Genomic DNA, 26691 nt, shown 5'->3' on the forward strand with positions numbered 1-26691 from the left:
CCACACCGCCAATAGCCGCCGCAGCAAGGGCGGCACGAACTGTCCGGTTATCGCCCATTACTTGCCCGGAAGGGCCGCCATACCCTTGCGGGCCGATTCGCTGCCAATAAGAATGTGGAACCTTGTTCCAATAACAATACAGGAATCCCGCAATGCCTTCCGCTCCCTACGAAACCGAATGCGATGTGCTGGTCATAGGTTCTGGTGCCGCCGGGCTGGCTGCGGCCGTGACGGCGGCCTGGCATGGGCAGAAGGTGATCGTGGTGGAGAAGGAGCCAGTGTTCGGCGGCGCCACCGCCTGGTCCGGTGGTTGGGCCTGGGTGCCGCGCAACCCGCTGGCACGCCGGGCTGGCATCGAGGAGGACATCGAGCAGCCGCGTACCTACCTGCGCAATGAACTGGGGGCGTATTACAACGCCGAACGCGTCGACGCCTTCCTCGAAGCCTGCCCGCACATGGTGACGTTTTTCGAAAAGCACACGGCACTGCAGTTTGCCGACGGCAACGGCATCCCCGACATGCATGGCGACACACCGGGCGCGGCCCAGGGCGGGCACCAGGTGATTGCCGCGCCCTATGACGCCCGCGAGGTGGGTGCGCTGCTGCCACGCCTGCGCAAGACCATGCGCGAAACCTCGTTCATGGGCATGCCGATCATGGCGGGTGCCGACCTTGCCGCGTTCCTCAACATGACCCGCTCGCCCAAGGCCTTGCTGCACGTGTGCAAACGCTTTGGCCGCCACCTGTATCACCTGGCCCGGTACGGCCGGGCGATGCACCTGGTCAACGGCGTGGCGCTGGTGGCCCGCCTGGCCAGGTCGGCACAAGACCTGGGCGTGCGCCTGCAGGAATCGGCGCCGGCCAAACGCCTGCTGGTCGAGGATGGCCAGGTGCGGGGCGCGCTAGTGGCTACACCGCAGGGCGAGCAACTGATCCGTGCCAAGGCCGTGGTGCTTGCGGCGGGTGGCTTCCCCAACGACAACGCCCGCCGCAAGCAACTGTTCCCGCGCGATGCCAGTGGCCATGACAACCTGGCCCTGCCCCCCAAAGGTTGTTCGGGTGACGGCCTGCGCCTGGGCGAGTCGGCCGGCGGCGTGGTCGCTACCGACCTGAAGTCGCCGGTGGCCTGGGCGCCGGTTTCGCGCGTGCCGCACCGCGACGGCAGCGTCGGCCATTTCCCGCACATCATCGAACGCGGCAAACCGGGCATCATCGGCGTGCTGGCCAACGGCAAGCGTTTCGTCAACGAAGCGCATGGTTACTACGACTACGTGTCAGCGATGGTCGCGGCGGTGCCACAGGGCGAAGAGGTGTGTTCGTGGCTGGTCTGCGACCACCGTTTCCTGCGCCGCTACGGCCTGGGCCACGCCCGCCCGGCGCCACTGCCGGTGTGGCCGCACGTGCGCAGCGGCTATCTCAAGCGGGCTGCCACCCTCGAGCAGTTGGCCCAGGCCTGCGGCATCGACCCGGTAGGGTTGCGCGCCACGGTCAGCGACTTCAACAACCATGCCCGCAACGGCCAGGACCCGGCGTTCGGCCGTGGTTCCACACCGTTCAACCGCAAGCAGGGTGACCCGCAGCACAAGGGGCCAAACCCTTGCGTGGCGCCTATCGAACATGGGCCGTTCTATGCGGTGAAGGTGCAGCCCGGCTGCTTTGGCACCTTTGCCGGGCTGCGCACCGACGGGAATGCCCGAGTGCTGGATGAAGCTGGGCAGCCGATTGCTGGCCTGTATGCGGCGGGTACCGACATGGCCAGCGTGTTTGGAGGCTGGTATCCGTCGGGTGGTATCAACCTGGGCCCGGCGCTGACCTTTGGCTATGTGGCCGGGCGGCATATTGCTGGGGTGCGGGAGTATGAATGAGGTGAGCGATCACTGATGGCCATGCCCTGTACCTCATGGACGGCGCGATTCCTGTAGGAGCGGCCTTGTGTCGCGAAAGGGCCGCAAAGCGGCCCCGGCGTTTTTGCGGTGATGCACAGATCGTTGGGGGCGCTTCGCACCCCTTTCGCGACACAAGGCCGCTCCTACAGGAAACCGCGCCTGCCTGCGATACCTCAGTGCTTCATGCCCAGTTCGGCATCATCCATCAGCGCCTTGGTCATCGCGCTCAGGTAATGGGCGGCCCAGATCATCATCGGTTTCTCATCCATCAGGCCGGTAATGGTCAGTTCGCGGACATAGCCCATCAATTCCGAGGACTGCTCGCGGGCATCGCGGCAGGGGATGCCGGGCTCGATGCGGAACAGTGGATGGGTGCCGTTTTCGCCTTGGTAGAAGGTGGTCTTGCCGACGGTAAATTGGGTCTCTTCTGTGGTCATTGGTGAATCCCCTGAAATTTCTCGACTGCTTGCACTGGCCCTTTCGCGGGCACGCCCGCTCCCACAGGTACTGTGCAACTCTTGAGTACGGTGAAGATCCTGTGGGAGCGGGCGTGCCCGCGAAGAGGCCAGAACAGGCAACACATTACTTATGCCCTGGTGCAAAGTGTCTTCGAAGGAATCGGGGGATGTGGGGTGGATCGGGGACAACTTTCAGCATGCTTTGGTATCCATTTGTTGGGCCACTACCGGCCTGCTGTCAAACAAGTAGGTGGCAGCTGTACATAGGTTGACAGACCGGCGGATACCAGAACCGGCGCACGCGAACGTGCCCCATGCACAGCCACCATGAAGCGCAAAGCCATGCGAAGTATCTCGTCGCGGCCTGTCAAAGCCGATCGCTGATGTGCAGCGACCCGCCGAGACTAGAGCGCTGCCAAAGCGGCCGCAACGGGAAACAGGCGGCGTGAGTATCTTTGGGAAATGGCCTACAAGGAAGGGGCTAAATCTGATTTTTCGCTCAAGCCGGGCAACGCATCTGCCCCAGCCAGTACGCCACGTCCACCTCGTCGATCTGCTCGGCACGCAGGAACCGCTCGGCATACTGGCGGTACACCCCGCTGCTGAGGAACAGCTCCAGCAACTGGCCGTCGATGTGCCCGCCGCGGGCCATGCCCACCAGGATCTTCACCGACTCGGACAAGGTCTTCGGCGCCTTGTAGGGCCGGTCGGCCGCGGTAAGCGCCTCGAAGATGTCGGCAATCGCCATCACCCGCTCGGCAATGCCCAGGTCCTGCTCGCCCAGCCTGCGCGGGTAGCCGCTGCCGTCCATTTTCTCGTGGTGGTTGCCAGCGATGTCCGGAACCCGCTTGAGCTGGCGGGGGAACGGCAAGGAACTGAGCATGATGATGGTCTGCACGATGTGTTCGTTGATCTTGAAGCGTTCCTCGTCATTCAGCGTGCCGCGGCGGATCGCCAGGTTGTACAGCTCGCCGTAATTGCTGGCACAGGCCGGCAGGCGCATGTCGAAGCCCCAGCGGTTGCGCGGGTCGTCCTTGGCCACCGGCGGCTTGCGGGGGCCCCAGGGCACGCAATGCTCGGGGCGGTCGGCCAGCAGTGGCTCGTCAACCGGTAGCGCAGGTGGAGGCACGTCAGCAAAGCGCTCCAGCTCATCACGGGAGATGCCCAGGCGGTTGTCGAAATGGCGCTGCCAAAGGCGCTGGCCAATCTGCTGCAGGCGCTCCATGTCGGCGTCCTGCATGAACTCGCCGCCGATGTTGGCCTGGGCGACGAAGGCGAAGTCGTCCTGCAACTGCGCCTGGCTGCGCACCAGGGTGGCTTGCAGCGCCTGCTGGTCGCCACCGCTGGCCAGGCCTTGCCAATAAGCCAGCTCGGCATCCCGCCAGAGCACCTCGAAACGCATGCGCACCTCGTGGATACGGTTGTACAAGGTTTCCAGCTTGGTCGCCTTGTCCACTACATACTCGGGGCTGGTGACCTTGCCACAGTCGTGCAGCCAGGCCGCGACGTGGAATTCGTAGCGTTCAGCCGCGGTCATGCTGAAACTGGCGTACGGGCCGGTTTCGGCCGCCACCGCCTGGTCCAGCAGCATCTGCGCCAGTTGTGGCACCCGCTCGCAATGGCCACCGGTATAGGGGCTCTTGGCATCGATGGCATCGGCCAGCAACTTGATCATGGCATCCAGCAGGCGTTGCTGGGCTTCGGCCAGCTGGCGCGTCTCGATGGCCACCGCCGCCACCCCGGACAGTTCCGCGACAAAGCTGCGCAACGGCTGGCCTGCCTGCTCGTGTACATGTCCATCGCCCAGTTGCAGGATCAATATGCCCAGCAGCGCCTGGCTGCGGTCATTCAGCACCAAGGCCAGGGTGCCCTCATGCAGGCCGAGGGCCTGGCTCACTGCCGTGGCCAGGTGCTGCTGGGCAGTCTCGTCCACGGCCAGCTCGCCAGGGTACTGCTCGCCATGGCAGGCAGCGGCCAGGCGCAGCAAGGCGTGTTCGGCATCGAACAGGTAAACCACGCCGGCACTGCCCCCGGCGGCTTCCACCAGATGGGTCAACACACCGTCGAGCATGCGTTCCAGGTCGCGCTCGCTACTGAGTGTGAGGGTAATCGCCTGAAAGCTGCGGATGGTGCCGGACATGCGGCTAAGCACGCGGCTCAGCTCGCGCACTTCGGATACCCGCGAGCGCACCCCGACTTCGCGGCTGAAATCAAAGCCAGCCAGGCCTTGTACCTGTTCAGCCAGCAACCGCAACGGGCGGCCGATACGCCGGCCAAGCACACCACCGAGCACCAGCAGCACGCTTATCAGGGCAGCGGTCCAGAGCAACTGTTCGAGCAGTACCTTGCGTGCACCGGCCAGCAACTCATGGCCTGGCACGGCAATCAGCACCTGCAGGTCCTGCCCGGCCAGGTTGGTCAGTTGCACACGCATGCCATACCAGGTCTGCCCGTCCACCTGATAAGGCTGCGGCCGGGGGCCTTGCGGCAGGTCGGCGTAAAGGTGCTCCAGGCTGGGGATGCCCAGTTCGGCGATGCGCGACAAGCGCACGGCCTGCCCTTCGTGCACGATTACCCGCTGCAGGTCCGGGTAGGCCACCACGCTGCCCTGGTCGTCGATCACGACGATCTCGGTGCCGGGGGTCATGCGCAGGCCCTGAGTCTCACTGGCCAGGTCGTCGACCGAAACGTCCATGCCGATCACCGCCCCGCCGTCGAGGCTGCGCTGGGCCATGGTCAGGCCGATCTCGCGGGTGGTGAAGAACACATAGGGGTGGGTCAGCACGGTGGTGGGCTGGGCACTGGCTTCGACAAACCATGGGCGCGTGCGAGGATCGTAGCGGTATTCAGGCTTGGCCTGGGCCTGCAGCAGGTTCAGCGAGCGGTCGTAGAAGCGCCATTCACCCTGCACCTCCCCGCCCTCACGGCTGACGCTCTGCACCAGAAATACCGTGCCCGGCGGCGCAGCGAAACGCTGCAGCAACTGCGGGTCACGCAAGCGGCGCACCAGCAGGAACTCACCACTGGGGTAACCCATGTAGGCAGCACTTAGCATGCGGTTGGCGTCCAGCGTCTCGACCAGTTGCGGCAAGCGTTCCAGGCGCTGAGCCGGGGTTTGCGCGGCCGGGTTGTGGGCCAGCAGGCGGATACTGCTGTGCACGGGGTCGATCAGGCGCCGGGCGCGCTCGTCGATGGTCTTGCCTATTTGCTGGGCAGAATCACCCGCTGCGGCAACCAAGGTCTGACGAATGCCGTGATAGCCCTGCCAGGCCAGGGCGGCGCCGAGCAGCAACATGCCCAGCACGATGGCGAGTGCCACCAGCCACTGCAGTGAAATGCTACGTCCGGCGTTGCCAGCAGCACGACCATTCGACACGCAGCCCATCCCAGGTACTCCATGTATGGCACATTGCCTTGGCTGATACCCGCAGCAGTGTAGAGGGCGGACGGGCTTTTTGCCGGGCTAGAGAAGAAATTTAGTCTTGCATGGCTCTTCTAGCCAGTACCGGCCCTTGTAGGAGCGGCCTTGTGTCGCGATAGGGCTGCAAAGCAGCCCCGGCAATTTGTGCATCTGTGCTGAAACCCTGGGGCTGCTTTGCAGCCCTATCGCGACACAAGGCCGCTCCTACAGGTCCTGGGTATGCCTTCAGGGTATCAGGCGCGCAACTGGTACCAGGTGGTCTTGAGCTGCGAATACTTGTCGAACGAGTGCAGCGACAGGTCGCGGCCAAACCCGGACTGCCTGCCGCCGCCGAACGGCACCGTCACATCCAGCGCATCGACCGTGTTCACCGATACGGTGCCGGCCTTCAACGCCCGTGCCACGCGGTGCACCTGGTTGAAGTCATCGCTCCACACCGACGCCGCCAGCCCATAGATGCTGTCGTTGGCCAGGCGCACGGCCTGCTCTTCACTGTCGAAGGCACTGACCGCCAGCACCGGCCCGAATACCTCTTCCCGCGCCAGGCTCATACGGCCATCGACACCGGCAAAAATGGTCGGCTCGATGTAATTGTCCGAGCCGTCGATGGTCAGGCGCCGACCACCACACACCAACCGCGCGCCATCCTGCCCGGCGCGGGCGATGGCGGCTTCGATCCGGCCAGCCTGACCGGCGTCGACAATTGCACCGGCACGGCTCGCCGGGTCCAGCGGGTTGCCTGGCAGCCACTGGCGGGCCTTGGCCTGCAAGCGCTCGATGAACTCGTCATGGATGGAGCGCTGCACGTACAGCCGCGAATTGGCCGAGCACACTTCGCCCTGGTTGAAGAAGATGCCAAATGCCGCCTTTTCCGCAGCCAGGTCCAGGTCCTGGCAGTTTTCGAATACCAGGTTGGGGCTCTTGCCGCCGCACTCCAGCCATACCTGCTTGAGGTTGGACTGGGCCGAATACTGCATGAAGTACTTGCCCACCTGGGTGGAGCCGGTGAACACCAGGCAGTCCACGTCCGGGTGCAGGCCCAGTGCCTGCCCGGCCTGCTCGCCCAGGCCCGGCACCACGTTCAGCACGCCTTCCGGCACACCGGCCTGCAGCGCCAGCTGGGCCAGGCGCAGGGCCGAGAACGGTGATTGCTCGGCGGGCTTGAGCACCACGCTGTTGCCGGCAGCCAGCGCCGGGGCGAGCTTCCAGGCGGCCATGTCGAGCGGGAAGTTCCACGGCACCACGGCGGCGACCACGCCGAGGGCTTCGCGGGTGATGGTGGCCAACGCGTTGGGCGCGGTGGGTGCCACCTGGTCGTACAGCTTGTCCAGCGCCTCGCCATACCAGGCGAACACCTGCGCCGAGCCCGGCACGTCGATGTTGTAGGCGTCCATGACCGGCTTGCCCATGTTCAGCGAGTCCAGCAACGCCAGTTCTTCGCGATGGGCCAGGATCAGCTCGGCCAGGCGCTGCAGCACTTTCTTGCGCTCACCCGGGGCCATGCGCGGCCATGGGCCTTGTTCGAAAGCCCTGCGGGCGCTGGCGACGGCCAGGTCGACCTCGGCCTGACCGCAGGCGGTGACCTGGGCCAATACCTTGTTGGTGGCGGGGTTGATGGCGGCGAAGGTAGCGCCGTCCTGTGCGTTGACGGGCTTGCCGTCGATCAGTGCATTGGCCGGGAGGTAGAGGTCCGAGGCACGTTGTTGCCAGAATCCGAGAGTGTACATTTGTACTCCAGGCGACCGTCATGCGGTCGTCTTGCGCAAGTAACAGGTACCACACAGTCCGCAAGCACGCCGCACTCCCTCTGTGGGAGCGGGCATGCCCGCGAACCAGGCGACACGGTGGATGGCACCGGCTTCGCCGGTGTTCGCGGGCTTGCCCGCTCCCACAGGGATCAGCGGTCTAGAGCTTGCCGACCAGGCGCGCCGTGCGGTCCACGGCAATGCGGGTCTTCTCTACCAGCTCATCCAGCTCGCTGTGGTTGGCGATCAGTGCCGGCGCCATGATCATCCGGCCCAGGGTCGAGCGAATGATCACCCCTTCCTCGAAACCGAAGGTACGGCACTGCCAGGCCAGGTCGTTCTCGTTGGCAAAGCGCTTGCGCGTCGGCTTGTGCTCGGCGAACTGCAGCGCCGCCACCAACCCGGCACCCTGAACCTGGCCGATCAACGGGTGGTCGGCGAACACCTCGCGCAGGATGCGTTGCAGGTACGGCCCGGTGTCGTCCTTCACCTGGCGCACGATGCCTTCGTCACGCAGCGCCTTCAGGTTGGCGATGGCCACCGCCGCCGCCACCGGGTGGCCGGAATAGGTCAGGCCGTGGGCGAACACCCCGCCCCGCTCCACCAGCGCCTCGGCAATGCGCTTGCTCAGCACCAGGCCACCCATGGGCACGTAGCCGCTGGTCAGGCCCTTGGCGATGGACAGGGTGTCGGGCTCGAAGCCGAAGTACTCGTGGGCAAACCATTCACCAGTGCGGCCAAAGCCGCCGATCACTTCATCGGCGCACAGCAGCACGTCGTACTGGCGGCAGATGCGCTGGATCTCGGGCCAGTAGCTTTCCGGCGGGAAGATCATGCCGCCCGCGCCCTGGAACGGCTCGGCGATAAAGCCGGCGACGTTCTCGGCCCCCAGTTCGAGGATCTTCTCCTCCAGCTGCAGGGCGCAGCGGCGGCCGAACTCGGCCGGGGTCAGCTCGCCGCCCTCGGCGTACCAGTACGGTTCATCGATGTGCGCCACATCCGGGATCAACCCGCCCATTTCGTGCATGAACTTCATGCCACCCAGCGCCGTGGCCGCCAGGGTCGAGCCGTGGTAACCGTTCCAGCGGCCGATCATGATCTTCTTGTCCGGCTGGCCGACCACCTGCCAGTAGCGGCGCACGGTACGGATCAGCACCTCGTTGGCCTCGGAGCCGGAGTTGGTGTAGATCGCGTGGCTGTAGTGCCCAGGCAACAGGCTGAACAGCAGCTCGGACAGTTCGATCACCGCCGGGTGAGTGGTGTGGAAGAACATGTTGTAGTAAGCCAACTGGTCCATCTGCGTGGCCGCGGCGGCTGTCAGGTCGCGGCGGCCGTAGCCGAGCTGGGTGCACCACAGGCCGGACATGCCGTCCAGGTAGCGCTTGCCCTCGCTGTCCCACAGGTGCAGGCGTTCGCCACCGACGATCACCCGCGGCCCTTCGGCGTTCAGCGCCTTCTGGTCGAGGAAGGCATGGATGTGGTGCGCGGCATCGGCTGCCTGGTAGTCGCGGGTCTGGCGTTGCGGGGCGAAAGGCGCATTCATTGTTGGTTTTCCTTTGCGGTGGGGTTGCAGGGTGGCTTGCGCTCAGCGCAGCTTGCCCATGTAGCTTTCCAGCGGGTCCTTGCCCAGCACGCCCTGGGCATTGGCCAGCGCGTCGATGAACAGGGAGAACAGCTCGGACTGGGTGCCGATGTCGAGCTTGGCGTAGACGTTCTTGCGGTGTGACTTGATGGTGTCCTCCGACACCCCCAGGCGCTCGGCCAGCGACTTGGTCGAGTGGCCCCGCAGGATCAGCTGGGCGATACGGCATTCACGCTCGGTCAGCAGCGAGCTGCCGAAGTTGTTCAGCGCCGCGTGGATGCGCTGCTCGAGGATGTTCTCGAAGCGCCCGGCGCGGCTGTCCAGCCCGGCGAAATGCTTGCTGAGCACCGCCAGCACCCAGGGCGTGATACGCGCGAACAACGCACGGGTTTGCCCATCGAGCTTGTCGGTGAACGCCAGCGATACTGCCAGGCTCTGCCCGGGCGCGACCTGCAGGATGTAGTTGAGCTCATCCTCCAGATGCGAGTGCCGGTAGAACGACTGGTAGTACTCGCTGACCTCGAAATGGTCGGGCGCCACTTCGAACAGGCCGTAGCAGCCGGACTCGACCTGCTCCACACAGGCGCCGTAGAACGGGTCGAGCAGATAGAAGCCGGACAGGTAGCGGCTGACATTGCCCTCGGGCTGCCAGGGCGCCTTGTCGTCCTGCTCGAACAGCGCGCAGGGCATGCCGTCGTGCGGGTACAGGTACACCGTGGTCGCCTGGATCGGCCGGATCACGCCAAGTGCAGCAAACAAGGTGGCGGCAAAGCCCGGTCGGCCGATCGCCTCGGTGACCTTGGCCTGGTGCTCGAACCACTGTTGCGAAAGCAATTGATCAGTCACTGTGGGCCTGCCGTCTCAAGTAAAGGCACCGCCGCCAGTGCGGTGCGTCGTTGGCCAGATACTCCCATGACACTGCAAACACCGAAATCACCCTTTGGGGTGAGCCGGCAAAGCCCCCTCCCGGCTCACCCCAAAGGGTGATTCCGGGTACCGGCGGGGTGTGGGAGCATCAACCCGCCCCAGCGCTGCGAGCCACCCGCTCGACCTCCTTGCACAACACCCACCGGTATCGAGCCCGCTCGCATACCGCGGCGTCCTGCATCCCTTTCCAGGAGTTAGCAATGCATACAACAACAAGTACAGCCCATAGCCCTGCACATAGCCCGTCGCAACCCACCGCCAGCAACGGCCGTTTCCGCAAGTCCATGGGGCTGCCCGCCCTGGTGCTGTTCGGCCTGGCCTACATGGTCCCCCTTGCAGTATTCACCACCTACGGGCTGGTCACCCAGATGACCAAGGGGCACCTGCCCATCGCCTACCTGCTGACCCTCGCCGCCATGCTGCTGACCGCCTACAGCTATGGCCGCATGGTCCAGGCCCACCCCTACTCCGGCTCGGTCTACACCTACACCCGCAAGGCCTTCGGCAGCCACATCGGTTTCATCACCGGCTGGACCCTGCTGCTCGACTACATCTTCCTGCCGCTGCTCAGCTACCTGCTGATCGGCATCTACATGTCGGAGTACTTCCCGGCCATCCACGCCTGGGTGTGGGTGGCGGGCTCCATTGCCCTGGTCACCTTCCTCAACCTGATCGGCATCGAGTCGATCACCCGGGTGAACTGGATCCTGGTGGTGGTGCAACTGGTGTTCATCATCGTGTTCGTCGCCCTGTCCATCCACAACCTCAGCGGGCAGGCGCAGCCGGTGTCGCTGCTGGCGCCGTTCCACCACGAAGGCTTCAGCGTGCCGTTGATCATGACCGGCGCCGCCGTGCTGTGCCTGTCGTTCCTGGGCTTCGATGCGGTCTCGACCATGGCCGAGGAAACCAGCAACCCCACCTACCGCATCCCCGTGGCGATCCTCGCCGTGTCGCTGATCGGCGGCATGTTGTTCCTGGTGGTGTCGTACTGCGCACAGATGGTGTTCCCTGACTGGGGCAGCTTCGCCGACCCGGACTCGGCGTCGGTGGACGTGATGCGCCGGGTTGGCGGTGAGCTGCTGGTGACCGCCTTCACCGCCACCTACGTGGCCGGCTGCTTCGCCTCGGCCATGGTGTCCCAGGCCAGCGTGTCGCGGGTGCTGTTCGCCATGGGCCGCGACGGTGCGTTGCCCCGCGCGTTCGGCCAGCTGGTGACGAAAAAGCGCGTACCGGCCACGGCCATCCTGCTGGTCAGCCTGCTGTCGCTGATTGCCTTGGTGATCACCCTCGACACGGTGGCAAACATGATCAGCTTTGGCGCGCTGTTCGCCTTTTCGGCGGTGAACCTGGCCGTGGTCAAGCACTACCTCATCGACCAGAAGCTGCGTGGTGGTCGCAACTACTTGCTGTATGGCGCCATTCCCGGCCTGGGCTTCCTCAGCACGTTGTGGCTGTGGAGCAGCCTTACCAGCCTGTCGTTCACCATCGGTTTGTGCTGGATGGGCATGGGCCTTGTGGTGCTGCTGGGGCTGACCCGCGCGTTTCGGGTGAAGCTGCCTGAGTTGCAGATGGCCGAGTGACCCCGCTGTCGAGCATTTGCGCGGTCCCACAGGGGGCCGCGCATACAAAGGCCAGCACAGGACCATCAGCCCTGTATACAATCCGCAAAAACCTTGCTTACAATGCCCTGCGCCTATGACATCGGTAATCGCCGATGCGTATTGCGACAGACTCAAGCCATGTCATCTACAAATGCTCCAACAACGCTACTGGTCAAAAACGCCGAACTTCTGGTCACCATGGACGGCGAACGCCGCGAGATCAAGAACGGCGGAATGTTCATCGAAGGCAACCTGATCCGCCAGGTCGGCCCCAGCGATACCCTGCCACAGCATGCCGACGTGGTGCTGGACATGGGCGGCAAGGTGGTCATCCCGGGCCTGGTAAACACCCACCACCACATGTACCAGAGCCTCACCCGCGTGGTGCCGGCGGCCCAGGACGGCGAGCTGTTCAACTGGTTGACCAACCTCTACCCGATCTGGGCACGCCTGACACCCGAGATGATCGCGGTGTCGACCCAGACCGCCATGGCCGAACTGATCCTGTCCGGCTGCACCACCTCCAGCGACCACCTGTACATCTACCCCAATGGCTGCAAGCTCGACGACAGCATCCATGCCGCCGAGGAAATCGGCATGCGCTTTCACGCCGCGCGCGGCAGCATGAGCGTGGGCCGCAGCCAGGGCGGACTGCCGCCTGATTCGGTGGTGGAAAAGGAAGCCGACATCCTCAAGGAATCCCAGCGCCTGATCGAGGACTATCACGACGCCAGCCACGGCTCGATGCGCCGCATCGTGGTGGCGCCCTGCTCGCCGTTCTCGGTCAGCCGCGACCTGATGCGCGAAGCAGCCGTGCTGGCGCGCCAGTACGGGGTGTCGTTGCACACCCACCTGGCCGAGAACGTCAACGACATCGCCTACAGCCGCGAGAAGTTCGGCATGACCCCCGCCGAATATGCCGAAGACCTCGGCTGGGTCGGCCACGACGTTTGGCACGCCCACTGCGTGCAACTCGACCAGCATGGCATCGAGCTGTTCGCCCGCACCGGCACGGGTGTCGCCCACTGCCCATGCTCGAACATGCGCCTGGCCTCGGGCATCGCGCCGGTGCGCAAGATGCGCGACCACGGGGTGCCGGTGGGCCTTGGGGTCGACGGTTCGGCATCCAACGACGGCGCCAGCATGATCGGTGAAGTGCGCCAGGCCTTGCTGCTGCAACGGGTGGGCTTCGGCCCCGACGCGATGACTGCGCGCGAGGCGCTGGAAATTGCAACGCTCGGCGGCGCCAAGGTGCTCAACCGCAATGACATCGGCGCACTGGCGCCAGGCATGGTGGCCGATTTCGTCGCCTTCGACCTTGGCCACGTGGCCTATGCCGGTGGCCACCACGACCCGTTGGCGGCGCTGGTGTTCTGCACCCCGACCCAGGTGCACACCAGTGTCATCAATGGCCGTGTGGTGGTGAAGGACGGCCAGCTGGCCACGGTCGACCTGCCACGGGTGCTGGAGCGCCACAACCAGTTGGCACGCCAGTTGGTCAGCGGCGAATAAGCAACCATTCGGGGCCGCCTTGGCGGCCCATCGCCGGCAACGCTGCCGTGTCTTGCGAAATCAGAGGACCATGAGCATCTCATGCCAGGCCATGCCGCCGTGGTCCGACGGCGACGGTTTCACGTACTGATAGCCCAGCTTCCGGTACAACGCCACATGCTGTTCCTTGCACATCAGGTGAATGGTCAGCTTGCCCGCCGCCTTCATGCGTGCGATGAATTCATCCATCAACTGCTTGGCGTAGCCTTTGCCCTGGTACGCCGGGTCAACCACCACCGACATGATCACCACGTTTGGCGCCGCCGGGTCGTGCCCGACCAACTCCTTGAATGCCTCATCGGACATCACCACTTCGTGGGCACAGCCGCTATTGATGAAACCGACGATCTCGCCCGCGTTTTCCAGCACCAGGAAGCCCTGCGGATACTGCGCGATGCGGGTGCGGATCTTCTCCAGCGTGGCCGCCTCGTCGCCTTCGTAGGCACCGATTTCGATGGCATAGCAGCGTTCGGCGTCGGCGACTGTGGGGGTGCGAAACTGGGGGGCGCTCATGGCGGGTTTCCTTGGTAATGGTCAAAAACGGCCGCCATGGTAAATGAGCTCCGCTGCCACAGGTACAGCTTGTTTTGTGTCGCCATAGGCGCAAGGTGCCCTTTTTTGAAGCGCTGAAGTTCTACAAGTTGTTGCCGCTGCGAACTTTTTCCCGTTTACCGGTCTATGTGGGAGGCACAGAAAGGAAACGGAACGCGAGACTAGGTTCGCCCGACACCTGCTGGCCTGATGGCTCAATTGTTATCAGAGGTTGGCTTCGCTCATGAAAATACATGTCGCAAGGTTGATGCTGCTCGGCCTGTTCTCGTTCGCGGCGATGGGCACGGCATCGGCAACACAGATGAAGGCGCCCGCAGTGGCTGCCCCGGCGGTTCAATCACCGTTGCAGCCTGCCGGCAACCCCTGGTCCAGGGTGGCCAGTGTGGCCGATGAACAGCCAGCCACGTTGCTGGCCCACGATGACGACCGCTGGCATGACCACCGCAGCGACTGGCGCCGCGAGCAGTGGCGCCGCGAGCAGGCCCGCCGTGATTGGGAGCGCCGGCGAGACTGGGAACGCCGACGCGACTGGGAACGGCGCCGCGACTGGGAGCACCGCCATGAGCGGGCCATGCACCACCGCTACAATGATGACCACCGCTACTATCGCCGCTGACCGCAAGCCGCCAACGCGCTCCCTGTAGGAGCGGCCTTGTGTCGCGATCGGGCCGCAAAGCGGCCCCGGCGATATCTGCTTCAATGCTGATATCGTGGGGCCGCTCTGCGGCCCGATCGCAACACAAGGCCGCTCCTACAAGGTCCGCGCCAGTCAGTCAGGTGGGGGTATCCGCTGCCGCCTCGGCCTCCATCTTCAAACGGTCGGCCTTGCAAATGTACTTGGGCTTGCGCGGCGCCAGCTTGGCACTGGCCTTCTTGGCGTGCGCCTGCAGTAGCTGCTTGATCTTCTTGCGACGGTTCATTCTCACTCGACCTGTCAGTCCGGTTTGGCTGAATACATCATACCTTGCCTGGGCCAGCGTCTCGTTGACGTTATTTTCACGCTCGGCAGATTAGCGTCACGCCCTTTCCGGCCACGAGCACATCCGCTGGCCGCCAAGTACGACGAGGCATACGTGTCACACACTCCATCCCCCTCCTCGCCCAAGCGCGTGGATTGGGCCGGCCTGGGCTGGCTTTTGCTGTTCTTCTGGTACTTCTCGGGGGTGACCCAGGCGTTGCTGCTGTTCAGCGGTACCACCGGGTTCGCCGGCTTTCGCGATGCATTCTTCCTCAGCAGTCTGTGGCTGGCACCGGTACTGCTGCTGCCGCGCTTCACCCGCGCCACGGCCGCAGGTATAGGCCTGGTGCTGTGGGCCGCTTCACTGGTGGGTCTGAGCTACTTCGGCATCTATCGCCAGGAGTTCTCGCAAAGCGTCATTTTCGTGATGTTCGAGTCCAACACTGCCGAGGCCGGTGAGTACTTCAGCCAGTACTTCAGCGCCTGGCTGGGCCTGGCATTGCTGTTGTACACGCTGGGGGCGGTGCTGCTGTGGAAGCGCGTACGCCCGGTCAGCCTACCACTGCGCAGCCGCCTGCCGGTGGTCGCCTTGTTGCTGTTGGCCAACCTGGTGTACCCGTTCTACAAGCAGATGGTCACCCAGGAGCGCAGCTTCGCCGACGCGGCGGAGAAAGTGCAGCAACGCATGGAGCCCGCCGTGCCCTGGCAACTGCTGGTCGGCTATCGCCAGTACCGCCAGCAACTGGACAACATGCAAGAGCTGCTGGCCAAGAACGCCGCGCTGCCGCCCCTGCAGAACCTGCGTGACAGCAGCGGTGCAGCGCCACGCACGCTGGTGCTGGTGCTGGGCGAATCCACCACTCGCGAACACATGCACCTGTATGGCTACAACCGCGACACCACGCCCAATCTCGATGCGCTGGCCGCCAGCGACAAGGGCCTGACGGTGTTCCGCAACGTGGTGTCGCCACGCCCGTATACCATTGAAGTGATGCAGCAGATCCTCACCTTCGGCGACGAGCAGAACCCGGACCGTTTCCTCACTGACCCGTCACTGATCAACCTGATGAAACAGGCCGGCTACAAGACCTTCTGGATCACCAACCAGCAGACCATGACCAAGCGCAACACCATGCTGACCACCTTCTCCCAGCAGACGGACGCGCCGGTCTACCTGAACAACCAGCGCAACCAGAATGCCAGCCAATACGACGACGTGGTGCTGTCGCCGTTCGAGAAGGCCCTGCAGGACCCGGCGCCAAACAAGTTCATCATTGTGCACCTGCTGGGTACGCACATGGACTATCGCTACCGCTACCCGGACGACTACGCGCACTTCAACGACCGTCAGGGGGTGCCCGGCAAGCTGACGGACGACCAGGTGCAAACCTACAACTTCTACGACAACGCGGTGCGCTACAACGACTACGTGGTGTCTAGCCTGATCAAGCGTTACTCGGCCAGTTCCCCCAATGGTTTCCTGCTGTACCTGTCCGACCATGGCGAAGATGTGTACAGCTCTGGCAACCACGACCGCCTGGGGCGCAACGAAGGCGCGCCGACCCGGCCGATGTACACCATCCCGTTCTTGCTGTGGACTTCGCCAAGCTGGCAGGCCGAGCACCCGCGCGACTTGCAGGCGATGGCCGATCGCCCCTACAGCAGCTCGCACCTGATCCATACCCTGTCCGACCTGGCCGGGCTGAGCTACGACCGTTACGAGCCGGCCAAGAGCCTGGTGAGCCCGCAGTTTGTGGTGGCGCCGCGCTGGATCGGCGACCCGTACCGCAAGGATGGCCTGCGCGAATTCGACCAGTTGCCAATGGACAAAGCCGAGCGGGGACAGGAAATGGTCAGCAGTGGCAAGAAACAGAATGCTGGACGCCTGAACTGATTACCTTGTAGGAGCGGCCCTATCGCGACACAAGGCCGCTCCTACAACGGTCCGCGAGACGCTCAGGATGCAGAACAGCTGCCCTGACGGGCACTCACCCGCACCGCCTCGGCCAGTTTGCGCAGGTTGGCCTGGTGGGCATTGACCAGGCTGGCGATGCTGCTGTCTGCGGGCGTCTGTAGCGAGGTACGGCAGGTCAGTTCGGCCTCCCCCGAGCGCGTCAGGCGCCATACCGCCTCCAGCGAGGCGTAGCGCCCCGGCACGGTATCGAAGCGCTGTACGTCCACGCGCAACAACACCTTGCCGCCACCCACCGGCCCGCCCAACTGGTCCTGCAAGGCGCTGCGAAACTCATCCACCAGGTTGGCACCCCACCACTCCGTCTCGAGGATGGCCAGGCCGCTCTGCCCTTGTCGCACCACCAACTGCGGGCGGTCCACCTGCGGCGGCACGACCACCCTCGCCACCTGGATGCGCTGGCCACCGTCGCGTACAGGCTCGCTCGGTACCAGCGTGTGATAGTTGTTCGGGGTACTGCTGCAGCCCAACAGCACTGCCAGCAGGCCGGCGCCACATACATTGCGCAGTCGAAGCATCGGCTGTCTCCTCAGGGTTCCAGCTCGGCGGCAGTGGCCGCTTTCGGCCGGCCGCGTATCAGTGATTCGGGGTGCCGCCCCAGGTAATCGGCAAGGTCACGCAGCGAACGCGACATGCGCTCCAGTTCGTCCAGGGTTTCCCCCATCCGCTCGCGCTGCGGCGAGTCCTCGGAAATGGCCGAATTGGCCGTGCGCAGGGTCTTGTGCACTTCGTCCAGTGCCACTTTCACCTCCGGCAGCGTCTGGCCATTGAACTGCTTGAGGCTGGCACGCAGCTCTCGCAGGCTGCCGTCCAGGTTGCTGGCGATGCTCTCCAGTGGCAGTTTGCTGATGCGCTCCACTACCCGCTGCAGCTGTTCCTGGAGCTGCTCCAGGCTGCCGGGCAATGTGGGGATGGTGATAGGGTCTGCGGTCTTGTCGAAGGCCACCTTGGGGGCATCCGGGTAGAAGTCCAGGGAGATGAACATCTGCCCGGTGATCAGGTTGCCGCTGCGCGCCTGGGCCCGCAGGCCGTGCTCGACGAAGGTGCCGATCAGCCGCCGCGCACCGTCCATGTCACCTTCGGAATGCTTGAACACAGACAGCATCTTGCGGTGTACCGGCCCCAGCCGCTGCGGGTAGATCACCGCTTTGACCACCACCGGGAAGGTCTGGCGGGTGGCATCATAGTCGAGCTGCACCGATGTGACTCGGCCAAACTCGACCCCCTTGAACTCCACTGGGGCGCCTACCGACAAGCCGCGCATGGCCTGGTCGAAGCGCAACTGCAGGTACTGGGCCTGGCCACTGGGCGGTGCCAGGGCGGTATCGCGGTCGGCAAACAGCTGGAAGTGCGCCTGGTCGGCAGCAGCCTCGGCTTGCGGGGCGAAGTCGGGCGAGCCAAAGGCCAACCCGCCCACCAGGATCGATGACAGTGATTCGGTATCGATCTTCAGGCCGTTGGCACCGATCTGCATGTCGACGCCACTGGCGTTCCAGAAGCGGGTATCGGCGGTGACGAAGCTGTCGTAAGGGGCCTGCACGAACACGCCGATCTCCACGCCCTTGCCATCGCCCTGCAGGGCAAAGGACACCACCTCGCCCACCGGGATCTTGCGGTAGTAGATCGACGAGCCAATATCCAGCGAGCCCAGGTCACTTGCGGTCAGGACAAAGCGCTTGCCCTTCTCGTCGTAGGTGATCGGCGGTGGCAGCTCCAGGCCGACAAAGGACTTTTCCGGCACTTTCGATTCGCCGGAATCCGCCCCGATGAAACTGCCCGACAGCAGCGTGTCCACGCCGGACACGCCGCCCACGCCAATGCGTGGCCGTACCACCCAGAAGCGCGCCCCCTGGGTGGCGAACGCACGGGCATCGTTGGACAGCTGGACCTTGGCGACCACGCTCTTCTTGTCGTCGGCCAGGTCCACCGTGGTGACTTCGCCGATCACCACGCTGCGGTACTTGACCTGGGTCTTGTGCGCCACCAGCCCCTCCCCGGTGTGGAAGGAAATGGCGATGACCGGGCCCTGCTGCATCCAGTTGCGCACCACCAGCGAAGCGCCGATCAGGATCGCCAGTATCGGCACGATCCATACCAGCGACACGCTCCAGCGCCGGGTGCGCACTTCAACCTGCCCCGCGCCCTCGCGCTTGTCAGTCTGTTGCACCATCAATGCGGCCTCCCTCGTTGGTACGGCTATCCCAGATCAGGCGTGGATCGAAGCTCATCGCAGAAAACATGGTCAGTACCACCACCATGCCGAAAAACAGGATGCCCACCCGCGGCTCGATGGTGCCCAGCCCACGCAGTTGCACCAGCGCCGCCACCAGCGCCACCACCATCACATCGAGCATCGACCAGTAGCCGATAAGCTCGACGAAACGGTACAGCTGCGAGCGCTGCCGGCAGGCCCAGGTAGAACCGCGCTGGGCGGTGAACAGCAACAGGCCGAGCGAGAAGAACTTGATGGCCGGCACACCCACGCTGGCAATGAAGATGATCAGCGCGATGTCCCAGGCCCCTGCCTCCCAGAACTCCAGCACGCCGCCACCGATGGTGCTTTCGCTGCCACTGCCGAGCATTTCGGTGTGCATCACCGGCAGCAGGTTGGCGGGAATGTAGAAAACCAGCGCCGCCAGCAGAAACGCCCAGCCACGGCTGATTGCATTGGCCTTGCGCCGGTGGATGGCGGCACCACAGCGCTCGCAGGTGTGCTTGTCGCTGCCCAGTTCGCAGGCCTGACCGCAGCCATGGCACAGGCACAGGCCCAGGTCGTCGGCGTTGGCCGGGGTATTCATACCTGCTCCCAAAGGCCGCGGATGTCCTTGCCGGCGATATGGATGATCAGCATGCTGAGCGCTGCCAGCGCCAGCAGGCCGATGCCAGGTATCACGTCGAGAAACCCCGCCAGCTTGATCACCGCCACCATCGCCCCCAGCAGGCACACCTCCAGCATGCTCCAAGGCCGCAGGCCCTCCAGGCTGCGCATGCACAGGGCAAAACCGGGTGCACGCTGGCCGGCCAGGGCGAAACCCAACACCCAGCACAAGAGGGTAATCTGCAGCACCGGCGCAAAGATGATCGACAGGGCCATGACCAGGGCGATGAAGGTGATGCTGCCGTGGCTGAGGATCTGTACCGAGTCCCATAATGTCGCGGAATGGGTGAGCCCTTGCATGCCGATGGTCATCACCGGGTAGGCGTTGGCGAACACCAGCAGGATGCCACCCGTCACACTCAGGGCCAGGCGTTGCTGCACCGTCAGCGAGGTATGCCGGTACAGTACGCCGCCACAGCGCTGGCAAACGGCGCGCTGGTGCTTGAGCAGCGGCGCACGGTTGTAAACCGTGTCACAGTACTCACAGATGATCAGTTGCTGGCTCTGGCTCATGGGGTTTCCACAGGTAGCCCGGATTCACGCCGTGATACGCAGGCGAACCACGTTTGATATCCGGTTTAGACCATCCCGGCAAAACTGCCATCATCGGCAGCAAATAGAACTATCCTGTGAAACGGGATCCCCACCCGCTGGAGGTTTGCCATGCGTACGTTCACGTGGAGTTGCCTGCTGGTGCTGCTGTGCGCGGCATCGGCAGCCCAGGCGCAGTCGGTGGTGCCGCTCAAGGGCCAGAGCAGCCAGCAGATGCAACTGGATATCAATGATTGCAATACTGTCGCGACCAATGCCGCGAACAGTGCCGCGACCTCCAGCGACCCCCATGTCGGTGGCCGGGTACGCGGTGCCGCCGCCGGCGCGGTTGCCGGTGCGGCAGGCGCGCAGGTGCGCGGCAACCAGCACGACGAGCTGTATGACCGGGTCGGTGACGATGCCAAGGAGCAATACCGACAGAACCGCGCCGGCGAAGTGGCCGCCGCCGGTGCTGCGGTCGGTGGCATGCGCCAGCGTCAGGACCGCCGTCAGGACCGGCGCGGCCAGGACGAAGCGAAAGCCCAGGCTCATGCCAGTGCCTATGCCGGCTGCCTGCAAGGGCGCGGCTATCAGGTCAACCCCTGACCAACGGGCACGCCATGCTCCTGCATGGCGTGCCCGTTTCAGAACTTGGCCAGTTCTTCCCGGCAAAACTCGACGAACAACTGCGCCGGCTTGGTCAGTTGCACCCGCTTCAACCACGCCGCTGCCAGCCCTGACAGCGCCACTGGCTCGGCTATATCCAGCATGGCCAGGCGTTGCCCGTCGTAGGTGTACTCCGAATGCGGCCGCGTCACCAGCAACGAAAAGCCAAAGCCCTGCCCGACCATGCCGCGTACCATCTCGATCGACGGCGAACTGAAGACGATATTGGGCGTCAGGCCCATTTCGTTGAACAGGCTGACGAAGTAGGTACGGCTGGGGGCAACGTCCAGCAGGATCATCGGCTCCGGGCACAGATCGCGCAGCGACACCTGGGCCTGCCCGGCAAAGCGGTGGTTCTCGGGGAGCAGCACATAGGGCTTCTGCGGCGGCATGAGCGGCTCGGCCTCGATGGTGCCGTCCAGGTCATGGTCGTAGAGGAACGCCAGGTCGAAGGTACCGGCAGTCAGGCCCTGGATCAGGTCCTGCTGCTCGCCGTCGCGCAGGCGGATATCCACCCCCGGGTAACGCTGGCGAAAGCCGGCGATCAGGCGCGGCAGGTACAGCGGTGCCACGGTTTCGAAGCAGCCGATGTCGATTTGCCCGGCCACGGTGTCGTTGTCGGCCAGGGCGTTCTGCTCGAATTCGTGGGCCATCTGCAGCAGCGACTTGGTCTTGGCATAGAAGCGCTTGCCGCTGGGCGTCAGAGACACACCCTGGGCGTGGTGGCGGATGAACAGCTGCACGCCGAAGCTTTCTTCCAGGCTCTTGATGGCCGTGGAGATGGACGGCTGGGCAATGTACAGCTGGCGTGAAGCTTCGGCCACGCTGCCGGCCTCGACAGTGGTAACGAAGTACTTGAGTTGTCGCAATGTGTAGGCCGCCACGGGCACCTCTCTGACGCCGGTCTGGGCGCGCTGGGATCATGCCTGTCACTTTACCCTCGGCAGCGGCTGGGTGGGGGCCGGGTGATGAAGGATTTACCTATGGCTTGAGCAGGTTTTTACGAGGGGCGCGATGCGCCCCCCCTTTGCTTCACTCGAAATCGATATTGGCGATTACACAGTCATCACCAATCAGCTTGTACCCTGGCCTGCAGGGCATGCCGACTACTGGCCCTATACCGCGCTTGCGCCGGGACAACGTTACCTGCGGCTCTGCACTTTCCAGCTGTTCGTGGTCAAGCGTGTCGTCTGGCTCGTTAACGGGTTCTTCTTGCATGGGGTTCACTCCTTGGTTTGGGTGGTATTGCCCGATCAACGCTACAACCCCCATTGCCACCAACCCATCTGGAACTTTGACCGTGAAGAGAAATGCTGTCGGATCGCGCTGCAGGGTTAGCAGTGAACCCGGTGCCCTGGCCAAATGCCGCTGATTGTCTTTACTGGTACTCAACGACTCCAGGCATACGGTGTGCGTTCATGAAGATCATAGTCACCAGCATCCTCGTCGACGACCAGGCCAAGGCCCTGGCTTTCTACCACTACGTACTCGGTTTCGAGCCCAAGCACGACATCCCCATGGGCCGACACCGCTGGCTGACCCTCACCTCCCCCAACGACCCCAACGGCGTCGAGCTGCTGCTCGAGCCCGACGCGCACCCGGCCGCCAAGGTCTACAAGGCCGCGCTCAAGCAGGACGGCATCCCCGCCACCTCGTTCGGCGTGCGGGACATCCAGGCCGAATATACCCGGCTTCGCGCAGCGGGCGTGCAGTTCACCCAACCGCCTACTGCCATGGGGCCGGTCACCGTAGCGGTGTTCGATGACACTTGCGGCAACCTGATCCAGATCGCCCAGAAACACTAGCAAGCGTTCAGGGCTCCACGGGCAGGCGCAAGGTCGCGCGCAGTCCGTGTGGCGTCTGGTTGCGCAACTGCACGCTGCCACCCAGGCGGGTCATGATGGTGCTGACGATCGACAACCCCAGCCCGGCGCCATTGGTCGAGCCCTTGCTGTAGAAGCGCTCGAATACCCGCTGCTGGTCGACTTCGGCGATGCCCGGCCCTTCGTCGTCGACACTGACCAGCAAGGCCTGCCCTTCGCACTGCAGTGTCACGGTGACCCGACCGCCTGCCGGCGAATGGTCCACGGCATTGGCCACCAGGTTCTGCAGCGCAATACCCAACGCGCCAGCGTCGGTGTGCAAGTGGTAGTCGCCGGCCGCGATGTCCAGCGAAGGCTCCAGCCCGCGCTCCAGTATCCAGGGGGTAAGCTCTGCCAGGGTCTCGGCCACCACGCCCTCCAGGTCCACCCGCGGCCAGTCACGCCGGCCTGGTCGCGGCTCCAGGCGGGCCAGGGTCAACAGCTGGTTGACCACCCGGGCAAGGCGGTCGACACCGCCCATCAGAAACTGCAGGGCCTTGTCCCGCTCGGCAGCGCTGTCTGCATTCAGGGCGTTCTGCGCGTGCAGGCGCAGGATGGCCAAGGGCGTGCGCATCTCGTGGGCAGCATCGGCGATGAAACGGTGTTCGCGGCGCAGCAGGTCGTCGATCTGCCCGAGCAGGCGGTTGATCGCCGCCTGCATCGGCTCCAGCTCCTTAGGCAACGGCACCAGCTGCAACGGCTCGAGCGACTCGGCGTGTCGGGCGCGGATCACCCTGGCCATGTTCTGCAGCGGCCGCAGCCCCCAGCCTATGGCCGCCCACACCAGCAAGGCCAGGGCCAGGCTGCCGAACAGGAATGGCAACAGCGTGTGCTGCACGATGCGTTCGATCAGGTCGTCACGCACGTCGTTGCGCTCGCCCACCCAGATCACCCAGTGTTTTTCCGGCACCGGCAAGACAAAGCTGCGCCAACGCCGCCCATCCACCACCACGTCGGCGAAACCCGGCACCCGCGGCGCCTGCCCCAGCTGCGGGGCGCTGGGCGTGTGTACCAGCAGCCCGCCGTCGTCGGCCCATACCTGGAAGGCCAGCTTGCTCTCGTAGCGGTGCCCCACCTTGTGGTGCCCGGCCTTGCTCAAGGCCTCGTCGAAGGCGCGGTACAACTCGTCACGGCTCTGCTCTTGCACCGGCAGGCTCATGATGCCCTGCAGCAGCCGGGCGTTCTGCGCCAGATGGGCGTCGTACACTTCGTTAATTTCGTGGCGGCTGTCGTGATAGTTGTACAGCGCCAGCAACCCACTGCCGACCAGCAACAGCAGCATCACCCGCCACAAGGTGCGTTGGCGCAACGAGCTCATGACTTGCGTTCCACCAGGTAGCCGATCCCGCGCACGGTGCGGATCAGGCCGTTGAACAGCTTCTTGCGCAGGTGGTAGATGTTCACTTCCAGGGTGTTGCTCTCCGGCTCTTCATCCCAGCCATACAGCAACTGGGTCAAGCGTTCGCGGGTGAACACCTTGCCCGGCTGGGCCAGCAGCTCGTGCAGCAGCAGGTATTCCTTGGGCGTGAGTACCACCGGCTGGCCCAGGTAGTGCACCTGCTGGCTGACCGGATCCAGGCATACCCCGGCATGCTCTATCAGCACGCGGGCGCGGCCACTACTGCGCCGCAGCAAGGCCCGCAAGCGGGCCTTGAGTTCGTTGAGGTCGAAGGGTTTGACCAGGTAGTCGTCGGCGCCGGCATCCAGCCCGGCAATGCGGTCATCGGTGGCGTCGCGGGCGGTCAGCACCAGCACCGGCAGGGTCTTCCCGGCCGCACGCAGGCGCCGCAGCAACTCGATGCCATCCAGGCGCGGCAAGCCCAGGTCGAGGATGGCCAGGTCGAACTCTTCGTGGCACAGGGCATGCAAGGCACTGGCGCCATCCTGCAACCAGTCGAGGGTATAGCCCTCGCGGCGCAGGCCGTCACAAATCCCCTCCCCCAACGCGGCGTCGTCTTCTACCAACAGCAAGCGCATGCTTAATCCTGTTTGTCCTTGATCGCTTTGAGTAAAGCATCGATTTCACCACGCCGGCCCTGGTCGGCCAACTCTCTCCCGGGCCGGGGCGGTGCCTGCAACGCCTTTTGCAGGGCGGCGCGGGCTTCGTCGTAGCGGTTTTGCCGGTACAGGTGGTCGGCCCAGAAATAGTTGCTGTCGATACCGTCGGGGTTGATCGCCAGCGCCTGGCGCAGCATGGCCTCGGCCTTGGCCTGGTCGCCGAAGCTCAATGGCCAGCCGGGCACCTGGTCGTACAGCGCGCCCAGGCTGGTGTAGGCCGAGCCTTGCAGCGCCTTGGGGTCCATGGCCAGGGCCTTTTCCAGGCTGGCGCGGGCGGCCTTGACCTTGCCCAACGCGCCCAGCCCACCGGTGGCGCCGGCCCAGCTGCTGTTGACGATGCCGTCCCAGATCAGCGGCTCGGCCGAGCCCGGATGCTGGCGCACCAACGCCGCCGACTGTGCCGCCAGGGCCTCGAATGCCCCGGCACGCTGGGCTTCGGGCAGGTTATAGCGAACCACCGCCCAGCGCTGCTGGATGGCGTTGAGTTGCTGGGTACCGGTCTGGTCGAGGGCCCAGGTGAACGGGGCGATGGCCAGCAGGCTGGCCAGTATCAGACGTTTCATTTGCTCGACTCCTTGCTGTGCCAGTTGCTGTAGCGACGGATCAGCGGCAATTGCTTGCGCAGGGCGCGGTCGACCACGCCTGGCAGCATGCCGTTAAGGCGCACGAAGAGTTTCTCCGGCCAACCCAGGTACAGTTCGCTGCGCTCGGCCTGTACCGCGTCGAGCACCGCCCGGGCGACATCCTGCGGGTCATCGACGCCTACCTTCAACGCCTGATTAAGGGCCTGCGCGGCGCTACTGTTCATCGTCGTGCGGGTAGTGCGCGGTGCGGCATACAGCACGTTCACCGAGGTGTCGGCAAGCTCGCGGCGCAATGCCTCGGAGAACCCGCGCAAGGCAAACTTGCTGGCGCAGTAGGTGGCATAGCCTGGGTAGCCGATGGAGCCATAGATCGACCCCACGTTCACCACCAGCGCACTGGGCTGGGCGCGCAGTAGCGGCAGGCACAGGCGGGTGAGCTGCACGGCGGCCTTGATGTTGAGGTCGAACAACTCGTCGAGGGCGGCCTCGTCCATCTGTTCGAGCAAGGCGAAGCGGTTGACCCCGGCGGCGTTGATCAACAGGTTGCAACTACCCATCGCCCGCGCTGCCTCCAGCACGTCACGGCGGCCTTCGGCGCAGCGCAGGTCGGCCTGCTGCCAGCGCAATTGCCCGGGGTAGCGCGCCATCAGTTCGGTCAGCTTGCCCTGCTGCCGGCTGACCGCCAGTACGCGAGCACCGGCACTGCATAGCTGGGCCGCCAACTCCAGGCCGATGCCACCGCTGGCACCGGTGAGCACCGCCACGCAATCAGGCAAGCGCATGCTTTACCTCCTGCTGCGCGGTACGCGGCAGCCCTTCGAACATGGCGGTATACAGGCGATACACCACTTTGGCAGCGTGGATTACCGCCTGCTGGTCTTCGGGCTGGTCCAGACGGTTCATCAGGCCACGGTAGGTGGCCATGTGGTCCTGGTCCAGGGCGCCGTGGGAACTCAGGTAGCTGAACGCCTTGTCCGGCAGGCCGAGGCTGCTCTGCAGGGTACCGGCTGCCTGGGTGGCGAGGGCAATGCTGGTGCCTTCGAGCACGTTGACCATACCGAACAGCCCGACCGGGTTGCCACGGGCAATCTGGTCGTAGAGAAATGCCACCATCAGCTCGATGGGCAATGCCGGCCGGCCGCCGGCCACCTGGTGCGGGTCGCCACCGCAGGCGGCGATGTCATCGAGAATCCAGCGCTCATGGCCGTACTCCTCGTCGATGTACTCGCACACTGCGCCGCGCAGCCACTCCAGCCGCGCCGGCAAACGGGCCCCGCAGGCCATCATCAATGGCACGGTGTGCCGCACGTGGTGGTAGGCCTGGGTGAGAAAGGCCACATAGGCCTCGAGGCTGGCCTTGCCGGCCAGCGCGTCGCGGATGACCGGGACACTGAACAATGCCGTACGCTCGTCGGCGGTTTCCTGCTGCAGCATGTCGAAGAAAAGCATGGCAAACCTC

General features: G+C 64.5%; 25 protein-coding genes. 7 read left to right on the forward strand and 18 right to left on the reverse strand.

From position 1 onward, the window contains the following. Window positions 1–152: 152 nt before the first annotated feature. Window positions 153–1865, forward strand: coding sequence for an FAD-dependent oxidoreductase (locus IMX18_RS13460; protein WP_054571864.1), 1713 nt, complete (start codon window positions 153–155; stop codon window positions 1863–1865). A 194-nt stretch (window positions 1866–2059) separates the two neighbouring features. On the opposite strand, the gene IMX18_RS13465 is transcribed toward IMX18_RS13460, so the two are convergent. The 5 genes from IMX18_RS13465 to IMX18_RS13485 form a co-directional block, all read right to left on the reverse strand. Continuing rightward, window positions 2060–2323 (reverse strand): DUF3077 domain-containing protein, encoded by a 264-nt coding sequence (locus tag IMX18_RS13465; protein ID WP_217190834.1) that lies wholly within the window; start codon window positions 2321–2323, stop codon window positions 2060–2062. Between the two features lie 520 nt (window positions 2324–2843). After that, on the reverse strand, window positions 2844–5729 hold the full coding sequence (locus tag IMX18_RS13470; RefSeq protein WP_217190836.1) for an HD domain-containing phosphohydrolase: 2886 nt from the start codon (window positions 5727–5729) through the stop codon (window positions 2844–2846). A gap of 269 nt (window positions 5730–5998) precedes the next feature. Next, on the reverse strand, window positions 5999–7492 hold the full coding sequence (locus tag IMX18_RS13475) for an aldehyde dehydrogenase (protein WP_015269984.1): 1494 nt from the start codon (window positions 7490–7492) through the stop codon (window positions 5999–6001). A 178-nt stretch (window positions 7493–7670) separates the two neighbouring features. Beyond that, complete coding sequence (locus IMX18_RS13480) at window positions 7671–9053, reverse strand: aspartate aminotransferase family protein (protein WP_015269983.1); 1383 nt, start codon at window positions 9051–9053, stop codon at window positions 7671–7673. Between the two features lie 42 nt (window positions 9054–9095). Next, window positions 9096–9938: a helix-turn-helix domain-containing protein gene (locus IMX18_RS13485; protein ID WP_013972098.1), complete on the reverse strand. Its 843-nt coding sequence runs from the start codon at window positions 9936–9938 to the stop codon at window positions 9096–9098. A gap of 281 nt (window positions 9939–10219) precedes the next feature. Between IMX18_RS13485 and IMX18_RS13490 the strand changes: the two genes are divergently transcribed. Continuing rightward, complete coding sequence (locus IMX18_RS13490) at window positions 10220–11599, forward strand: APC family permease (RefSeq protein WP_054571868.1); 1380 nt, start codon at window positions 10220–10222, stop codon at window positions 11597–11599. 159 nt (window positions 11600–11758) lie between these two features. Next, window positions 11759–13132: an 8-oxoguanine deaminase gene (locus IMX18_RS13495; RefSeq protein ID WP_100413698.1), complete on the forward strand. Its 1374-nt coding sequence runs from the start codon at window positions 11759–11761 to the stop codon at window positions 13130–13132. 60 nt (window positions 13133–13192) lie between these two features. Here IMX18_RS13495 and IMX18_RS13500 read toward each other — a convergent pair whose 3' ends face one another. After that, entirely contained in the window at window positions 13193–13684 is a 492-nt protein-coding gene (locus IMX18_RS13500) for a GNAT family N-acetyltransferase (RefSeq protein WP_015269979.1), read from the reverse strand. Window positions 13685–13970: 286 nt separating this feature from the next. On the opposite strand from IMX18_RS13500, the gene IMX18_RS13505 reads away from it, so the two are divergent. Then, window positions 13971–14339 carry a hypothetical protein gene (locus IMX18_RS13505; protein ID WP_015269978.1) on the forward strand — a complete coding sequence of 123 codons (369 nt, stop codon included), beginning with the start codon at window positions 13971–13973 and terminating at the stop codon, window positions 14337–14339. Between the two features lie 157 nt (window positions 14340–14496). Here the strand turns inward: IMX18_RS13505 and IMX18_RS13510 are convergent, their stop codons facing one another. Then, the gene (locus IMX18_RS13510; protein WP_015269977.1) at window positions 14497–14643 is read right to left on the reverse strand and encodes a DUF2986 domain-containing protein; all 147 of its coding nucleotides are present in this window, start codon (window positions 14641–14643) and stop codon (window positions 14497–14499) included. Window positions 14644–14796: 153 nt separating this feature from the next. Between IMX18_RS13510 and IMX18_RS13515 the strand changes: the two genes are divergently transcribed. Further along, the gene (locus tag IMX18_RS13515) at window positions 14797–16575 is read left to right on the forward strand and encodes a phosphoethanolamine transferase CptA (RefSeq protein WP_217190839.1); all 1779 of its coding nucleotides are present in this window, start codon (window positions 14797–14799) and stop codon (window positions 16573–16575) included. A 62-nt stretch (window positions 16576–16637) separates the two neighbouring features. Here IMX18_RS13515 and IMX18_RS13520 read toward each other — a convergent pair whose 3' ends face one another. From IMX18_RS13520 to IMX18_RS13535, 4 genes are read right to left on the reverse strand one after another with little or no spacing between them, the layout of a single operon-like run. Then, complete coding sequence (locus IMX18_RS13520; RefSeq protein WP_015269975.1) at window positions 16638–17171, reverse strand: PqiC family protein; 534 nt, start codon at window positions 17169–17171, stop codon at window positions 16638–16640. Window positions 17172–17182: 11 nt separating this feature from the next. Beyond that, complete coding sequence (locus tag IMX18_RS13525; RefSeq protein WP_015269974.1) at window positions 17183–18823, reverse strand: PqiB family protein; 1641 nt, start codon at window positions 18821–18823, stop codon at window positions 17183–17185. Next, window positions 18807–19451, reverse strand: coding sequence for a paraquat-inducible protein A (locus tag IMX18_RS13530; protein WP_024086789.1), 645 nt, complete (start codon window positions 19449–19451; stop codon window positions 18807–18809). The genes IMX18_RS13525 and IMX18_RS13530 overlap by 17 nt, the downstream gene beginning before the upstream one ends. Continuing rightward, the gene (locus IMX18_RS13535) at window positions 19448–20044 is read right to left on the reverse strand and encodes a paraquat-inducible protein A (RefSeq protein ID WP_015269972.1); all 597 of its coding nucleotides are present in this window, start codon (window positions 20042–20044) and stop codon (window positions 19448–19450) included. Before IMX18_RS13535 ends, IMX18_RS13530 begins: the two co-directional genes overlap by 4 nt. 150 nt (window positions 20045–20194) lie before the next feature. On the opposite strand from IMX18_RS13535, the gene IMX18_RS13540 reads away from it, so the two are divergent. Then, a complete protein-coding gene (locus tag IMX18_RS13540) occupies window positions 20195–20668 on the forward strand; it encodes a YMGG-like glycine zipper-containing protein (RefSeq protein WP_003259312.1) in 474 nt (157 codons plus the stop codon). A gap of 38 nt (window positions 20669–20706) precedes the next feature. Here the strand turns inward: IMX18_RS13540 and IMX18_RS13545 are convergent, their stop codons facing one another. Together IMX18_RS13545 and IMX18_RS13550 are read right to left on the reverse strand one after the other, a co-directional pair. Next, a complete protein-coding gene (locus tag IMX18_RS13545) occupies window positions 20707–21612 on the reverse strand; it encodes a LysR family transcriptional regulator (protein WP_013972086.1) in 906 nt (301 codons plus the stop codon). Window positions 21613–21760: 148 nt separating this feature from the next. Next, complete coding sequence (locus IMX18_RS13550) at window positions 21761–21946, reverse strand: hypothetical protein (protein ID WP_061302466.1); 186 nt, start codon at window positions 21944–21946, stop codon at window positions 21761–21763. 200 nt (window positions 21947–22146) lie between these two features. Here IMX18_RS13550 and IMX18_RS13555 point away from each other — a divergent pair, with 200 nt between their 5' ends. Beyond that, entirely contained in the window at window positions 22147–22533 is a 387-nt protein-coding gene (locus IMX18_RS13555) for a VOC family protein (protein WP_061302467.1), read from the forward strand. A 7-nt stretch (window positions 22534–22540) separates the two neighbouring features. Here the strand turns inward: IMX18_RS13555 and IMX18_RS13560 are convergent, their stop codons facing one another. From IMX18_RS13560 to IMX18_RS13580, 5 genes are read right to left on the reverse strand one after another with little or no spacing between them, the layout of a single operon-like run. Further along, window positions 22541–23908, reverse strand: a complete 1368-nt coding sequence (locus IMX18_RS13560) for a sensor histidine kinase (protein WP_217190841.1) — start codon at window positions 23906–23908, stop codon at window positions 22541–22543. Further along, a complete protein-coding gene (locus IMX18_RS13565; protein WP_003259308.1) occupies window positions 23905–24567 on the reverse strand; it encodes a response regulator in 663 nt (220 codons plus the stop codon). Before IMX18_RS13565 ends, IMX18_RS13560 begins: the two co-directional genes overlap by 4 nt. A 2-nt stretch (window positions 24568–24569) precedes the next feature. Beyond that, window positions 24570–25211 carry a tetratricopeptide repeat protein gene (locus tag IMX18_RS13570; protein ID WP_015269968.1) on the reverse strand — a complete coding sequence of 214 codons (642 nt, stop codon included), beginning with the start codon at window positions 25209–25211 and terminating at the stop codon, window positions 24570–24572. After that, on the reverse strand, window positions 25208–26014 hold the full coding sequence (locus IMX18_RS13575) for an SDR family oxidoreductase (protein ID WP_013972081.1): 807 nt from the start codon (window positions 26012–26014) through the stop codon (window positions 25208–25210). The genes IMX18_RS13570 and IMX18_RS13575 overlap by 4 nt, the downstream gene beginning before the upstream one ends. Beyond that, the gene (locus IMX18_RS13580; RefSeq protein ID WP_023663323.1) at window positions 26001–26681 is read right to left on the reverse strand and encodes an iron-containing redox enzyme family protein; all 681 of its coding nucleotides are present in this window, start codon (window positions 26679–26681) and stop codon (window positions 26001–26003) included. Before IMX18_RS13580 ends, IMX18_RS13575 begins: the two co-directional genes overlap by 14 nt. Window positions 26682–26691 lie beyond the last annotated feature (10 nt).

Source organism: Pseudomonas shirazica (genome assembly GCF_015168335.1).
Lineage (GTDB): Bacteria > Pseudomonadota > Gammaproteobacteria > Pseudomonadales > Pseudomonadaceae > Aquipseudomonas > Aquipseudomonas asiatica.